Annotated in this window: 14 protein-coding genes; 10 read left to right on the top strand and 4 right to left on the bottom strand. The window is 55.8% G+C overall.

The window, feature by feature from the left end; translation table 11 throughout:
* The first annotated feature begins 100 nt into the window (after positions 1-100).
* From tyrB to AC2FAJ_RS19360, 4 genes are all read left to right on the top strand, one after another.
* Entirely contained in the window at positions 101-1,294 is a 1,194-nt protein-coding gene (gene tyrB / locus AC2FAJ_RS19375; protein WP_041911538.1) for an aromatic amino acid transaminase, read from the top strand.
* Positions 1,295-1,512: 218 nt separating this feature from the next.
* Positions 1,513-2,226, top strand: a complete 714-nt coding sequence (gene aphA, locus AC2FAJ_RS19370) for an acid phosphatase AphA (RefSeq protein ID WP_041911537.1) — start codon at positions 1,513-1,515, stop codon at positions 2,224-2,226.
* A gap of 112 nt (positions 2,227-2,338) precedes the next feature.
* Entirely contained in the window at positions 2,339-2,755 is a 417-nt protein-coding gene (locus AC2FAJ_RS19365) for a secondary thiamine-phosphate synthase enzyme YjbQ (protein WP_041911536.1), read from the top strand.
* A 2-nt stretch (positions 2,756-2,757) separates the two neighbouring features.
* On the top strand, positions 2,758-3,111 hold the full coding sequence (locus AC2FAJ_RS19360) for an MmcQ/YjbR family DNA-binding protein (RefSeq protein WP_041911535.1): 354 nt from the start codon (positions 2,758-2,760) through the stop codon (positions 3,109-3,111).
* 3 nt (positions 3,112-3,114) lie between these two features.
* On the opposite strand, the gene uvrA is transcribed toward AC2FAJ_RS19360, so the two are convergent.
* Positions 3,115-5,937 (bottom strand): excinuclease ABC subunit UvrA, encoded by a 2,823-nt coding sequence (uvrA, locus tag AC2FAJ_RS19355; RefSeq protein WP_485454425.1) that lies wholly within the window; start codon positions 5,935-5,937, stop codon positions 3,115-3,117.
* A gap of 250 nt (positions 5,938-6,187) precedes the next feature.
* Between uvrA and ssb1 the strand changes: the two genes are divergently transcribed.
* A complete protein-coding gene (gene ssb1 / locus AC2FAJ_RS19350) occupies positions 6,188-6,718 on the top strand; it encodes a single-stranded DNA-binding protein SSB1 (RefSeq protein WP_006810470.1) in 531 nt (176 codons plus the stop codon).
* A 59-nt stretch (positions 6,719-6,777) separates the two neighbouring features.
* Here ssb1 and AC2FAJ_RS19345 read toward each other — a convergent pair whose 3' ends face one another.
* Positions 6,778-7,059, bottom strand: a complete 282-nt coding sequence (locus AC2FAJ_RS19345) for a YjcB family protein (protein ID WP_048957473.1) — start codon at positions 7,057-7,059, stop codon at positions 6,778-6,780.
* A 656-nt stretch (positions 7,060-7,715) separates the two neighbouring features.
* On the opposite strand from AC2FAJ_RS19345, the gene AC2FAJ_RS19340 reads away from it, so the two are divergent.
* Positions 7,716-9,281 carry an EAL domain-containing protein gene (locus AC2FAJ_RS19340; protein WP_060573097.1) on the top strand — a complete coding sequence of 522 codons (1,566 nt, stop codon included), beginning with the start codon at positions 7,716-7,718 and terminating at the stop codon, positions 9,279-9,281.
* 6 nt (positions 9,282-9,287) lie between these two features.
* Here AC2FAJ_RS19340 and soxS read toward each other — a convergent pair whose 3' ends face one another.
* A complete protein-coding gene (soxS, locus tag AC2FAJ_RS19335) occupies positions 9,288-9,614 on the bottom strand; it encodes a superoxide response transcriptional regulator SoxS (protein WP_008503387.1) in 327 nt (108 codons plus the stop codon).
* A 98-nt stretch (positions 9,615-9,712) separates the two neighbouring features.
* Between soxS and soxR the strand changes: the two genes are divergently transcribed.
* The 4 genes from soxR (at position 9,713) to AC2FAJ_RS19315 (ending at position 14,577) form a co-directional block, all read left to right on the top strand.
* The gene (soxR, locus tag AC2FAJ_RS19330; RefSeq protein WP_023331806.1) at positions 9,713-10,171 is read left to right on the top strand and encodes a redox-sensitive transcriptional activator SoxR; all 459 of its coding nucleotides are present in this window, start codon (positions 9,713-9,715) and stop codon (positions 10,169-10,171) included.
* 287 nt (positions 10,172-10,458) lie between these two features.
* Complete coding sequence (locus AC2FAJ_RS19325) at positions 10,459-11,130, top strand: glutathione S-transferase family protein (RefSeq protein ID WP_047362626.1); 672 nt, start codon at positions 10,459-10,461, stop codon at positions 11,128-11,130.
* A 297-nt stretch (positions 11,131-11,427) separates the two neighbouring features.
* Positions 11,428-12,777: a guanine/hypoxanthine transporter GhxP gene (gene ghxP, locus AC2FAJ_RS19320; protein ID WP_028015179.1), complete on the top strand. Its 1,350-nt coding sequence runs from the start codon at positions 11,428-11,430 to the stop codon at positions 12,775-12,777.
* A gap of 153 nt (positions 12,778-12,930) precedes the next feature.
* Entirely contained in the window at positions 12,931-14,577 is a 1,647-nt protein-coding gene (locus AC2FAJ_RS19315) for a Na+/H+ antiporter (RefSeq protein WP_041911530.1), read from the top strand.
* 81 nt (positions 14,578-14,658) lie between these two features.
* Here AC2FAJ_RS19315 and AC2FAJ_RS19310 read toward each other — a convergent pair whose 3' ends face one another.
* A complete protein-coding gene (locus AC2FAJ_RS19310; protein WP_041911529.1) occupies positions 14,659-15,546 on the bottom strand; it encodes a LysR family transcriptional regulator in 888 nt (295 codons plus the stop codon).
* Positions 15,547-15,588 lie beyond the last annotated feature (42 nt).

The following is a 15,588-nucleotide window of genomic DNA, read 5'->3' as shown; positions in this document are numbered from 1 at the left end:
GATGCGATGCATCCCGCTTCTGTTAACATCCCCCTCGATCTTATTCCGCTTCCGGTTTATTGTTGAAAACCCTGCCTCATAATAATCCGGAGAACATCGCGTGTTTCAGAAAGTAGACGCCTACGCCGGCGACCCTATTCTCTCCTTGATGGAGCGTTTCAAAGAAGATCCTCGCAGCGATAAAGTGAACCTCAGCATTGGTCTTTATTACAACGAGGACGGCATCATTCCTCAACTGAAAGCCGTTGCCGAAGCCGAAGCGCGTCTTAACGCAACCCCGCACGGTGCTTCGCTTTATTTGCCGATGGAAGGGTTAAACACCTACCGTAATACGATTGCGCCGCTGCTGTTTGGTGCGGACCACGCGGTGCTCGCGCAAAAGCGCGTGGCGACTATCCAGACGCTGGGCGGCTCGGGTGCGCTGAAGGTAGGCGCAGATTTCCTGAAAAAATATTTCCCGGATTCCGGCGTGTGGGTCAGCGACCCGACGTGGGAAAACCACGTGGCCATCTTTGAAGGCGCGGGCTTTAAGGTCGAGATCTATCCGTGGTTCGACAGCGAAACCAACGGCGTGCGCGTCGAAGCGCTGCTGGAAAAACTGAACACCCTGCCGGCGCGCAGCATCGTGCTGCTGCACCCATGCTGCCATAACCCGACCGGGGCGGACCTCACCAATGCCCAGTGGGATGCGGTGATCGAGGTGCTGAAGGCACGTAACCTGATCCCGTTTCTCGACATCGCCTATCAGGGCTTTGGCGCGGGCATGGAAGAAGATGCTTACGCCATCCGCGCCGTTGCCAGCGCCGGGCTGCCAGCGCTGGTCAGCAACTCCTTCTCAAAAATCTTCTCTCTCTACGGTGAGCGTGTTGGCGGTCTGTCCGTGGTGTGTGAAGACGCCGAAGCCGCGGGGCGCGTTCTCGGCCAACTGAAAGCGACGGTCCGCCGTATTTACTCCAGCCCGCCGAACTTTGGTGCGCAGGTGGTGGCGACCGTTCTGGGCGACGAACAGCTGAAAGCCACCTGGCTTGCGGAAGTGGAAGCGATGCGCAAGCGCATTCTGTCGATGCGTCAGGAACTTGTTAACGTGCTGAAAGAGGCGGTGCCGGGGCATAACTTCGACTATCTGCTCAAGCAGCGCGGGATGTTCAGCTATACCGGACTGAGCGCGGCACAGGTCGATCGCCTGCGTGACGAGTTCGGTGTCTACCTGATCGCCAGCGGCCGTATGTGCGTGGCGGGCCTGAATGCCGGCAACGTCCAGCGCGTGGCGCAGGCGTTTGCTGCTGTAATGTAAATGCTCACTAACCCAGCCCTCTCCCACCGGGAGAGGGCTGGGGTGAGGGCATCAGACCGCATAAACACGTCCCCCGGCACTTTGTGATCGTCTTCTTTTTATTCATCTTTATAAGTAAAAACTCCTTTCCTTCCCCTCCCGCCGGGGTTATGGTCGGATAGATTTTTGACCATCCACTCAAAATATAAAGATAACAAACTGAATATACAGGGGAAAATATGCGCAAGATCACACTGGCGCTCAGCGCCGCCTGCTTATTGTTCTCGCTTAATAGCGCCGTCGTCGCGCGAGCTTCCGCACCGACGCCGCTTTACACCGGTACCACCGCCGCCATCCTTGCCGAGCAGGCACCCATTCACTGGGTTTCCGTGGCCCAAATCGAAAACAGCCTGATGGGCCGCCCGCCAATGGCCGTGGGCTTCGACATTGACGATACCGTGCTGTTCTCAAGCCCTGGCTTCTGGCGTGGCAAGAAAACGTATTCTCCGGACAGCGAAGCGTATCTGAAGAACCCGGAGTTCTGGGAAAAAATGAATAACGGCTGGGATGAGTTCAGCATTCCGAAAGAGGTGGCCCGCGCGCTGATCGCCATGCACGTTAAGCGCGGCGACAGCATTTACTTTGTCACCGGCCGTAGCCAGACCAAAACGGAGACCGTCTCCAAAACCCTGCAGGACGATTTTCAGATCCCGGCAGCCAGCATGAATCCGGTCATTTTTGCCGGTGATAAAGAGGGACAAAACACCAAAACCCAGTGGCTGGAGCAGAAAAACATCAAAGTGTTCTACGGTGATTCGGATAACGACATTACCGCGGCGCAGGATGTGGGAGCCAGAGCGATCCGGGTGCTGCGTGCCTCTAACTCGACCTATCGACCGCTGCCGATGGCAGGAAAGTTTGGCGAGGAGGTGATTGTTAACTCCGAGTATTAGTTCTTGAGCGGCGGGTTTGATTCTTTTTTGAACAAATCCGCCGCTGCGGGTTTTACCTTTCGCCTTCTTGCTGCACACTTAGAAAGATTCATCTTTCAGAACGGAGCAGCTCATGTGGTATCAACAGACCCTGACCTTAAGCGCTAAACCCCGCGGGTTTCACCTTGTGACGGACGAAGTCATCGGGCAACTCCGCGACCTGTCGCGCGTCAAAACGGGTTTACTGCATCTGCTGCTTCAGCACACGTCAGCCTCCCTCACGCTTAATGAAAATTGCGACCCTACCGTCCGGTCTGATATGGAACACCATTTCCTGAAGACGGTTCCGGACAACGCCCCCTACGAGCACGATTATGAAGGCGCAGATGACATGCCTTCGCATATCAAATCTTCTCTGCTGGGCGTATCGCTGATGCTACCGGTTCATAACGGGCGGCTAATGCTGGGAACGTGGCAAGGGATCTGGCTGGGAGAACATCGCATTCACGGTGGTTCGCGTAAAATTATCGCAACGCTACAAGGGGAATAAAGATGACAATTTCGGATATACTTCAGTACTGCATGAGCAAGCCTGGCGCGGAACAAAGCGTTCACAGCGACTGGAAAGCCACGCAGATCAAAGTGGGAGACGTGCTGTTTGCGATGGTGAAAGAGGTTGAAGGGCGCCCGGCGGCGTCGCTGAAAACCAGCCCGGAACTGGCGGATCTATTACGTCAGCAGCATGATGATGTGAGGCCGAGCCAGCACCTCAATAAGGCGCACTGGAGTACCGTTTATCTGGACGGCTCGCTGCCCGGCTCGCAAATTTACTATCTGGTGGATGCGTCCTATAAGCAGGCGGTTGAACTGCTGCCGGAAGCGACCCGACAGCAGCTCTCCGTGTAACAATTACAGCAACGGTTTAAGGAAGCGCGCGGTGTGCGAGGCTTCGCACTCTGCAACGGTCTCTGGCGTACCGGAGACGAGGATTTCACCCCCGCCGCTGCCGCCTTCCGGGCCGAGATCGACAATCCAGTCCGCGGTTTTAATCACGTCCAGATTATGTTCGATGACCACAATCGTGTTGCCCTGATCGCGCAGCTGGTGCAGCACCTCAAGCAACTGCTGGATATCCGCAAAGTGCAGGCCGGTGGTCGGTTCATCCAGAATGTAGAGCGTCTGGCCGGTACCACGCTTGGACAGCTCGCGCGCCAGCTTCACGCGCTGCGCCTCACCGCCGGACAGGGTTGTTGCTGACTGCCCCAGGCGAATGTAGGTCAGGCCTACGTCCATCAGCGTCTGCAGCTTACGCGCCAGCGCAGGGACGGCGTCAAAGAACTCGCGCGCCTCTTCGATGGTCATGTCCAGCACTTCGTGGATGGTCTTGCCTTTGTATTTAATCTCCAGCGTTTCGCGGTTATAGCGCTTGCCTTTGCACTGGTCGCACGGCACGTAGATATCCGGCAGGAAGTGCATCTCAACCTTGATCACGCCGTCGCCCTGACACGCTTCACAGCGGCCGCCGCGCACGTTAAAGCTGAAACGTCCTGGTGTATACCCGCGCGAACGCGCTTCCGGTACGCCGGCGAAGAGTTCACGTACGGGCGTGAAGACGCCGGTATAGGTCGCCGGGTTGGAACGCGGCGTACGGCCAATCGGGCTCTGGTCGATGTCGATAACCTTGTCGAAATGCTCCAGCCCCTGAATATCGCGGTACGGTGCAGGCTCGGCCAGCGTCGCGCCGTTCAGCGCCGTCTGCGCAATCGGGAACAGCGTATCGTTGATCAGCGTCGATTTACCGGAACCGGACACGCCGGTAATGCAGGTAAACAGGCCAACCGGCAGCGTCAGGGTGACGTCCTTCAGGTTGTTGCCGCGCGCTCCTGTGAGCTTCAGCACTTTTTCCGGGTTCGCCGCGACGCGCTGTTTTGGCACTTCAATTTTGCGCTTGCCGCTCATGTACTGGCCGGTCAGCGACTCGGGCACCGCCATAATGTCCTTCAGCGTACCTTCCGCCACCACTTGGCCGCCGTGCACGCCCGCGCCCGGGCCGATGTCGATCACGTGGTCTGCGGCGCGAATTGCGTCTTCGTCGTGCTCCACCACGATTACCGTGTTGCCGAGATTGCGCAGGTGGATCAGTGTGCCGAGCAGACGCTCGTTGTCGCGCTGGTGCAGGCCGATGGACGGTTCATCCAGCACGTACATCACGCCGACTAAGCCCGCGCCAATCTGGCTCGCCAGACGGATACGCTGGGCTTCACCGCCGGAGAGCGTTTCCGCCGAGCGGGAAAGCGTCAGGTAGTTCAGGCCAACGTTCACGAGGAACTTGAGGCGATCGCCGATCTCTTTCAGCACTTTTTCGGCGATTTTCGCACGCTGGCCGGAAAGCTTCAGGTTGTTGAAGAAGTCCATTGCGTGGCCGATGCTCATGTCTGAGATGGTCGGCAGCGCCGTGTTTTCCACAAACACGTGGCGCGCTTCGCGACGCAGACGCGTGCCCTCGCAGGTGGCGCAGGAGCGGTTGCTGATGAACTTCGCCAGCTCCTCGCGCACCGCGCTGGATTCGGTCTCTTTGTAGCGGCGCTCCATATTGTGCAGCACCCCTTCGAACGGGTGGCGACGCACGGAGGTATCGCCGCGATCGTTCATGTATTTGAACTCGATGTTCTCTTTGCCGGAACCGAACAGGATCACTTTGTGCACGTTCGGGCTCAGGCTCGCCCACGGCGCTTCAACGTCGAATTTGTAGTGCTCCGCCAGCGACTTCAGCATCTGGAAGTAGTAGAAGTTACGCTTATCCCAGCCGCGAATCGCACCGCCCGCGAGCGACAGCTCGGGGTTCTGGATCACGCGATCCGGATCGAAATACTGCTGCATACCCAGACCGTCACAGGTCGGGCACGCGCCCGCCGGGTTGTTGAACGAGAACAGGCGCGGTTCCAGCTCGCGCATGCTGTAGCCGCAAATCGGGCAGGCGAAGTTGGCGGAGAAGAGCAGCTCTTCCGCTTTCGGGTCGTCCATGTCGGAGACCACGGCCGTGCCGCCAGAGAGTTCCAGCGCGGTTTCAAAGGATTCAGCCAGACGCGTGGCGAGATCGTCACGCACCTTAAAGCGGTCAATCACCACTTCGATGGTGTGTTTCTTTTGCAGCTCAAGCTTTGGCGGATCGGACAGGTCACACACTTCGCCGTCGATACGGGCGCGGATATAGCCCTGGCTTGCCAGGTTCTCCAGCGTTTTGGTGTGCTCGCCTTTACGCTCTTTGATGATCGGTGCCAGCAGCATCAGGCGTTTGCCTTCCGGCTGCGACAGCACGTTATCCACCATCTGGCTCACGGTCTGTGCCGCCAGCGGGACATCGTGGTCCGGGCAGCGCGGCTCACCCACGCGGGCATACAGCAGACGCAGGTAGTCATGGATTTCGGTAATGGTACCGACCGTTGAACGCGGGTTATGCGAGGTAGACTTCTGCTCAATAGAGATAGCAGGCGATAACCCTTCAATATGGTCGACATCCGGTTTTTCCATCAGCGACAGGAACTGACGCGCGTACGCCGAGAGCGATTCAACGTAACGACGCTGTCCTTCGGCATACAAGGTGTCGAAAGCCAGTGAGGATTTGCCTGACCCCGAAAGCCCGGTCACGACGATGAGTTTGTCGCGAGGGATTATGAGGTTGATATTCTTGAGATTATGGGTGCGGGCGCCCCGAACTTCGATCTTATCCATTCACCTTTCCCGGTTGGAACACGGATTGCCTGGTTTGTTTGAAGGACAAACGGCTGTCAGAAACGGCTAATTATGACACAAAATGACCTGTTTGAATATACAGTATTGGAATGCATTTTCTGATTCGCTGTGTAACAATGTCGAGTGGCGAGAGAACTCTGGAACGTGCTACGCAACTATCAAAGTGCAGCATGGAAATGGTACACTCGCGCGTTTACACTATTAAGAAACGTATTCAGGAGACACGAACATGGCCAGCAGAGGCGTAAACAAGGTGATTCTCGTCGGTAATCTGGGCCAGGACCCGGAAGTACGCTACATGCCGAGTGGTGGCGCAGTTGCCAACATTACGCTGGCTACTTCCGAATCCTGGCGTGATAAAGCGACCGGTGAAATGAAAGAGCAGACCGAATGGCACCGCGTTGTGCTGTTTGGCAAACTGGCCGAAGTGGCCGGTGAGTATCTGCGTAAAGGTTCTCAGGTCTATATCGAAGGCCAGCTGCGTACCCGCAAATGGACCGACCAATCCGGTCAGGAAAAATACACCACGGAAGTGGTGGTGAACGTGGGCGGTACCATGCAAATGCTGGGTGGCCGTCAGGGCGGTGGCGCACCGGCAGGTGGCGGTCAGAACCAGCAGCAGGGCGGTTGGGGTCAGCCTCAGCAGCCGCAGGGCGGCAACCAGTTCAGCGGCGGCGCGCAGTCTCGTCCGCAGCAGCAGTCTGCTCCGGCACCGTCTAACGAACCGCCAATGGACTTCGACGACGATATCCCGTTCTGATCAACGGATGCTAAAACAAAAAACCCAGACATCGTCTGGGTTTTTTGTTGCTGAAGGGATCAGGTAATGACCATCGGCCAGTCTGGTGGCGTGTGGCTCATCGCCTCAACCATCACTACTTTAATATTTTCCCAGACGGCGGCCATATCCAGCAGGGTGATGCCCAGCAGGCCCGTTGCGAACCAGCAAGCCGCGCCAAGCCCTAGCAGGGTACTGATGACGGCAAGACCCGCGTAGTCGGATTTACGAAACTGAATGTTCAGCGTGCTGGCTAAAAACATCAAAAACGCACTCAACAAGGGCCAGCGCAGGAGAACCATGCTGGTAGTAATGGTTGCCATAAAACCCATCCTCTACAAAACAGACGAACTGAATGAAACAGTGTTTCTCGTTACACATTATGTGTGAACTATATCACATTTGTTGATTTATTCGCCAGTGTCTGCGTAGCCAAAAAAGGGGATTTTATTACCCGAAAAAAAGAGCATGCGGTTCGGGACCGCCTTCGCACAGGGGGAGGCGGATCCACAACGCGCTGAGGTAATCCCGTCGGGTAAGTGGGGAAGAGCATCTGGAGGCAAAGAGACGTCCAGCCGTGCCGTTTTTAGGAGAAGCATTATTTTCTGATAATATTGTGATGATGTCTGATTATTTATAAATCAACGAACAAAATACACCCGCATAAATAGGATAAAACGTCACGTTGGCGTTGTGCTTTTTTCATGCCGCCAGAAGTTTGGCTTAATCAGCGATCCTCTGTGGTGTTCTCTCAAAACCACCCAGGCGTGGTGGATAATTATTTTCCTTAATTGAAACGGAACGAATACTTACAGTTTAGCTTACGGGAAAATATTATCGTCATAACGAAATTTAAGATTTTTAATACTAAAAGTCAGTTGCTAACTTCGCATGATTCATGCAACGTAATCACCTGTTTAACAAAGCATCCGGCCTTCATTACTACAGGCGTACAACATGCAGGGATATAGGGCGGGAAATGAATCGTAGCGCGCGGCGCAAAATACTCAGGGTGGTAGGAATCATCATGGTAGTTATGCTGCCGGTGATGCTTGCTCTATGGTTTGCCCAGCTGAGAGCCGAGTCGGAAACGAGCGCTCAGCTACGTACATTTGCTGAACTGGCTTTAGACAAAACAGAACTGGTAATTCAACAAGTTGACCTGGCCAGGGACGAGGCAGAAAAATATCAGGGTGAACGTTGTACGCCGGAACATCGTCAATATATGTTGAACGTTGTTCGTGGCCGCCTGTTTGTCGCCGATTTAATTTATGCTGAAGGTCAGAATTTTCTTTGTTCGACCGTTTTTACACCGGATCAACCCTACGTCATTCCGGTCGCTAATTACACGCGTAAACCTGACGTTGCTATCTATTATTTTCGCGATACGCCATTTTATACTGGCTATAAAATGACATATATGCAGCGCGGAAATTATGTCGTGGTTGTCAATCCGCTTTCTTACAGTGAAGTGATGTCTACCGATCATTCCCTCGCATGGGGGGTATACGACACGGTAACTAATGCCTTCTTTTCCGTCAGCCAGAAAGCCAATGCGACTTTATTAAATTCGATGATTCGGGATAAGGAATCGGTATTTCAAAAAGATAACCGTTTCTATACCGTCGTGAAATCGACAAATCGGCCTATTGCCGCCATCGTGTCGACGTCAGATAAACGTTTTTATGAAACGCTCTATCACCAGGCGACGTTGACGCTACCGCTGGGAATGATCTGCAGCATTATTATTTTGCTGGTGTGGTCCCGCACCCATCGTGAGCTTAATTCGCCGGGGCGCTTACTGCACCGGGCGCTGAACAAGCGCCAGCTTTGTGTGCACTATCAGCCGATTATTGATATCAAGAACAACCAGTGTGTGGGGGCAGAGGCGCTGTTGCGCTGGCCTGGTTTCAATGGGCAGGTAATGAGCCCGGCTGACTTTATTCCGCTTGCGGAAAAAGAGGGAATGAGCGAGCGGATCACGGATTATGTCGTTGAGGAGGTGTTCAGCGATCTGGGCCATTTCCTGGCGGCGCATCCGCATCTCTATATTTCGATCAACCTGTCGGCCACGGACTTCCACTCCTCGCGGCTGATCGCCATGATTTCTGACAAGGCCCGGCACTACGCCGTACGCGCCCAGCAAATTAAAATTGAAGTGACGGAACGCGGCTTTATCGATGTGCCAAAAACCACGCCGGTGATTCAGGCCTTCCGTCAGGCGGGCTATGAAGTGGCGATCGATGATTTCGGGACCGGTTATTCCAACCTGCACAACCTCTACTCGTTGAACGTGGATATTCTGAAAATCGATAAATCGTTTATCGACACCTTAACCACCAACAGTACCAGCCACCTGATCGCCGAGCATATTATCGAGATGGCGCAAAGCCTGCGGCTTAAAACCATTGCGGAAGGGGTTGAGACGGCTGAGCAGGTGAGCTGGCTGTTGAAGCGCGGCGTTGAGTTCTGTCAGGGATGGCACTTCGCGAAAGCGATGCCGCCCCAGGAGTTTATGACCTGGCAGCAGCAACCTTTGCACTGATATGCATTAATTCAACTGGTGGCGATAATCGCTCGGCGTACGGTCAAACTCGCGGCGAAACACGCGGGAAAAGGTTTGTTGCGAAACATAGCCAAGATCCATCGCGATATCAAAAATCGGCCGCTGCGTTGAGCGTAACGCCTGCGCCGCCAGCAGGAGCCTGCGCTGGCGAATGTATTCCCCCAGCGTCTGGTGCATGACCGTGCGGAACATTCTCTGTAAATACCATTTCGAATAGCCCGATTTTTTTGCGACCACATCAATGTTCAACGGTTGGTCGATATGATCGTCAATCCATTCAATAAGTGTCTGAATAATTTGCTGATGCGACATAAGGTTGCCCCTCTGTAGATACAACTTTCTCGGTTGATTCGTCGTTTTCTCTGCGGGGGAGTATAATTCCTCAAGTTAACTTGAGGTAAAGAGGTTTTATGGAAAAGAGATTGCCGCGCATTAAAGCGCTTTTAACCCCCGGCGAAGTGGCAAAGCGAAGCGGCGTTGCGGTATCGGCGCTCCACTTCTATGAAAGCAAAGGGTTAATTAAAAGCATCCGTAACGGCGGAAACCAGCGCCGCTACACCCGTGACGTGCTCCGCTACGTGGCGATTATCAAAATTGCGCAACGCATCGGCATTCCCCTGGCGACGATCGGTGAGGCATTCGGCGTGTTGCCGGAAGGGCATACGCTTAGCCCGAAAGAGTGGAAAGAGCTTTCATCCCAGTGGCGTGAAGAGCTGGACAGGCGTATCCACACGCTGGTGGCGCTGCGTGACGAGCTGGACGGCTGTATCGGCTGCGGCTGCCTGTCCCGTAGCGACTGCCCGCTACGTAACCCTGGCGACAGGCTGGGCGAGCAGGGGACCGGGGCGCGGCTGCTGGAGGAGGATTAAGTTCTTGCGGCAAAAAGCATAATAAAGAACTAAAGCGCCACTAAGGGCGCTTTAGTTTTTCCCGGTCTTTGTCTTTCTCTCTATCCCGCTGGTTCACGGGAGGGTTTCCCCCGACATCAGCACCCCTCGTGTCGAGCTGGTTGGGGAGGTTCCGGATTGTGCTGACACTTTAATTCTATGCAAGACCCGTATTTTCGCCAGCCGCGCTAGCCGTTTTTTAGACGAAATATTTTCGCGGTGTTGTTCGATTTTCTATAGTTAAAAAGTATGAATAACAGGAGAAAATCATGCTCACGGTACATCACCTTAACCAGTCGCGCTCGCACCGCGTGATCTGGGCGCTGGAAGAGCTCGCCCTGCCTTATGAGATTGTTCACTACCAGCGCGAAAAGAACATGCTGGCACCCGAGTCCCTCAAAAAGGTGCATCCGTTGGGCAAATCGCCGGTCATTGAAGATAACGGGCTGATCCTTGCGGAGTCAGGCGCCATTCTGGAGTATCTGCAGGAAACCTATGATGCCGAATCGCGGCTGAAGCCTTTAGACCCCGCGCATAAGGTGCAATACCGCTTCTGGCTGCATTACGCAGAAGGGTCGCTGATGCCGCTGCTGCTCATGAAGCTGGTCTTCAGCAGCCTGGGAAAGCCGCCCGTGCCGTTTGGCATCCGAACGCTGGGCAAGGCTCTGGGGCAGGGGGTACAGAAAGGGTATCTCAACCCCCAGCTGGAGACCCATGCGCGCTTTATTGACTCACATCTTGCTAAAAACAGCTGGTTTGCCGGAGAGACGTTAAGCATGGCCGACATTCAGATGAGCTTCCCCCTCTTTGCCCTGCTGGCGCGCGGCGGCATTGCTAATCTGCCGCATATTCAGGCATGGAAGCAAAAAGTGGAAACTAGTCCTGGCTGGCAAAGAACCCTGCAACAAGGTGGCCCGTTAACGATCCCGGGCGAGGATTGAAATGTAAACAAATTGCGCATAGACGATAACGTTTGCGCATCCTCTGTTTATTTCTTCATCGTCATAAGTGAATTTTAGCGAAAAACGGCAAAGTTCAGTTGAAAAGGGCGGGTATTAGGCTGGATAATCGTTTGCCTTAATTTGACCACCCGTTTTATAAGCGCGGAGCTAAACGTTTGCTTTTTTTGTGACGCCCTTTCGTCGCAAACGCAACACACGGATTTGACGTTTTAGCTGGCAGCGGTGTCTCCACCACGCTTATGGACGTTCTATAAAAACTCTCAGGGGATGTTTTCTATGTCTACGCCATCTGCGCGTACCGGCGGTTCACTTGACGCCATGTTTAAAATTTCGGCTCGTGGCAGCACCGTGCGCCAGGAAGTCGTTGCCGGTCTGACCACGTTTCTGGCGATGGTTTACTCCGTCATCGTGGTGCCGGGCATGCTGGGCAAGGCGGGCTTCCCGCCTGCGGCTGTCTTTGTCGCCACCTGCCTGGTGGCCGGCGTGGGCTCCATCGTAATGGGCCTGTGGGCGAACCTGCCGCTGGCGATTGGTTGCGCCATCTCTTTGACCGCCTTTACCGCGTTCAGTCTGGTGCTGGGCCAGCAGATCAGCGTACCGGTTGCCCTCGGCGCCGTGTTCCTGATGGGCGTACTGTTTACCGTTATTTCTGCCACCGGCATCCGTAGCTGGATTTTGCGCAACCTGCCGCAGGGCGTGGCGCACGGCACCGGTATCGGTATCGGCCTGTTCCTGCTGCTGATCGCTGCCAACGGCGTGGGTCTGGTCATCAAGAACCCGCTGGACGGCCTGCCGGTAGCGCTCGGTCATTTCGCGAGCTTCCCGGTCATTATGTCGCTCATCGGTCTGGCGGTGATTATCGGCCTGGAAAAACTGAAGGTGCCGGGCGGCATTTTGCTGACCATTATTGGCATTTCCATTGTCGGCCTGATTTTCGATCCGACCGTTCACTTCTCCGGTATTTTCGCCATGCCGTCGCTGAGCGATGACAAAGGCAACTCCCTGATCGGCAGCCTGGATATCGTCGGCGCGCTGAACCCGGTGATCCTGCCAAGCGTGCTGGCGCTGGTGATGACCGCGGTATTTGACGCCACCGGTACCATTCGCGCGGTGGCCGGGCAGGCCAACCTGCTGGATAAAGACGGTCAGATTATTGATGGCGGCAAAGCGCTGACCACCGACTCCCTGAGCAGCGTCTTCTCTGGTCTGGTGGGTGCGGCGCCTGCGGCGGTGTATATCGAATCTGCAGCGGGTACGGCGGCAGGCGGTAAAACCGGCCTGACGGCCATCACCGTTGGCGTGCTGTTCCTGCTGATCCTGTTCCTCTCTCCGCTCTCCTACCTGGTGCCTGCGTATGCGACCGCGCCAGCGCTGATGTACGTCGGCCTGCTGATGCTGAGCAACGTGGCGAAAATCGATTTTGCGGACTTCGTGGATGCGATGTCCGGCCTGATTACCGCAGTGTTTATCGTCCTGACCTGTAACATCGTGACCGGCATTATGATCGGCTTTGCCTCGCTGGTGATTGGCCGCCTGGTCTCCGGTGAGTGGCGCAAGCTGAACATCGGCACCGTGGTGATCGCCGTTGCGCTGGTGGCATTCTACGCGGGCGGCTGGGCAATCTAAATTATCCATTGATGCGAAAACGGGTGGCTCAGGCCGCCCGTTTTTATTTTCAGGACTCATCCCGTTGCCTTTTGCGTTACTCTGGAGAGGATAGAATAAGAGGCACGACGCCTCAGGTTTGGCTTAAAAAGAAACACAGCAAACAGGGAACGCATGGAAATTTTCTTCACAATACTCATCATGACCCTTGTGGTCTCATTATCCGGGGTGGTTACACGCGTACTGCCCTTCCAGGTCCCCCTGCCTTTAATGCAAATAGCCATCGGCGCGCTGCTGGCGTGGCCGACGTTCGGTCTGCACGTGGAGTTCGATCCGGAACTGTTCCTCGTGCTGTTTATCCCGCCGCTGCTGTTTGCTGATGGGTGGAAAACGCCGACGCGCGAATTTCTTGAGCACGGGCGAGAGATCTTCGGCCTGGCGCTGGCGCTGGTGGTCGTTACCGTGGTTGGGATTGGTTTCCTGATCTACTGGGCCGTACCGGGTATCCCGTTAATTCCCGCCTTTGCGCTGGCCGCCGTGCTGTCGCCGACCGACGCCGTGGCCCTTTCCGGCATTGTGGGTGAAGGGCGCATTCCGAAGAAAATAATGGGCATTTTGCAGGGCGAGGCGTTGATGAACGACGCTTCCGGCCTGGTGGCCCTGAAGTTTGCCGTGGCGGTAGCCATGGGCACCATGGTCTTTACCATTGGTGGCGCGACCCTGGAATTCTTCAAGGTGGCGATTGGCGGTATTCTCGCGGGCTTCGTGGTGAGCTGGCTATACGGTCGTTCGCTGCGCTTCCTCAGCCGCTGGGGCGGCGATGAACCGGCGACGCAAATCGTTCTGCTGTTCCTGCTGCCGTTTGCCTCTTACCTTATCGCTGAACATATCGGCGTCTCGGGCATTCTGGCGGCGGTAGCGGCGGGGATGACCATCACCCGTTCCGGCGTGATGCGCCGCGCGCCGCTGGCGATGCGCCTGCGCGCCAACAGCACCTGGGCGATGCTGGAGTTTGTCTTTAACGGCATGGTCTTCCTGCTGCTGGGCCTGCAGCTGCCGGGCATCATGGAATCCTCGCTGATCGCGGCGGAGGCGGATCCAAACGTTGAAGTCTGGATGCTGTTTACCGATATCGTGCTGATCTACATGGCATTAATGCTGGTGCGTTTCGGCTGGCTGTGGACGATGAAAAAATTCAGCATGCGCTTCCTGACCAAAAAACCGATGGAGTTTGGCTCCTGGACCACGCGCGAGCTGCTGATTGCCTCCTTCGCGGGCGTACGCGGGGCGATAACCCTCGCCGGTGTGCTCTCTATTCCGCTGCTGCTGCCGACGGGCGACGTCTTCCCGGCGCGCTACGAGCTGGTGTTCCTGGCGGCGGGCGTGATCCTCTTCTCGCTGTTTGTCGGCGTGATTATGCTGCCGATTTTACTCCAGCACATTGATGCCGGTGACTCGACCCAACAGCACAAAGAGGAGCGGATAGCCCGCGCGGCGACGGCGGAAGTGGCGATAGTGGCCATTGAGAAGATGGAGGAGCGTCTGGCTGCCGATGCCGAAGAGAACATTGATAACCAGCTGCTGAAGGAAGTCAGTTCACGCGTAATTGGTAATTTGCGCCGTCGTGCTGACGGACGTAACGACGTGGAAAGCTCGCTGCAGGAAGAGAACCTGGAGCGTCGTTTCCGCCTGGCGGCGCTGCGCTCCGAGCGTGCCGAGCTGTATCACCTGCGCGCCACGCGCCAGATCAGCAACGAGACGCTGCAAAAGCTGCTGCACGATCTGGACCTGTTAGAAGCGCTGTTAATAGAGAATCAGTAGCGCGCTTTTGCCCGGTGGCGCTGCGCTTACCGGGCCTACGTTTGAACCGTAGGCCGGGTAAGGCGAAGCCGCCACCCGGCACTATTCAGACCGCACCCAAAACCCCTCACAACATTGCAGCCACGCCTGTGCGCTGTGCGAAAGATACACCCCTTCACGCCAAATCATCCCCAACTGCCAGTGCAGGTCACTCTCCAGCGGGATCCAGCGCAGCGTGTTTTTATCCAGCCGCTCGCAGATCGGCTGCGGCAGAATGGCAATTCCCACGCCCGCCTGCACCATTGCCGCGAGGAAATCCCACTGGCCGCTGCGCACCGCAATGCGCGGCTTCACGTTATGGTGGTTAAACAGGGTCATCAGCTGGCGGCTTAAGGCGAAGTCTTCGTTGTAGATCAGCAGCGGGTGTTCGCCGAGCAGATCGGGCTTCACTGAGTCTATCTTCAGCCAGTCGCCGGAGCGGGGCACCAGCACGCACAGTGGATGGCTGAACAGCGGCAGCGTTGCCAGCCCGCTCTCTTCCTCCACAGGAAGGGCCGTCATCGCCACGTCCAGCTCGCCGTTGATCACCGCCTGCTGCACGGTCAGGCCGCCAAACTCAGATATTTTAAGCTCAACGCCGGGGTAGCGCTGGCGGAACAGGCTTATCGGCCCGGCCATCATCATGCCAACCATCGGCGGAATGCCGAGCCGCAGCAGACCTTTCGTCAGGTGGTTGATGTCCGCAAGCTCGGCCTCAAGCTGGCGAAACTCCGCCAGGATCGCCAGCCCGCGCTCGAACACCACGCGTCCGGTATCGGTCAGCAGCAGCTTGCGTCCGTCGCGGATCAGCAGGGTGCAGTTCAGCTCGTCTTCGAGGTTTTTCAGCATTTTGCTGATGGTTGGCTGGGTAACGAACAACTTCTCCGCTGCGCGGGTAAAACTTTGCTGGCGAACCACCTCGACAAAATAGCGCAGCGTTCTTATGTCCATGATTATTCCTCGAAACTATACCTTCGATGATTTTAATTCATT

The organism is Enterobacter cloacae complex sp. 385G4, from assembly GCF_057320665.1.
This window is presented reverse-complemented; position numbering and strand designations above follow the sequence as displayed.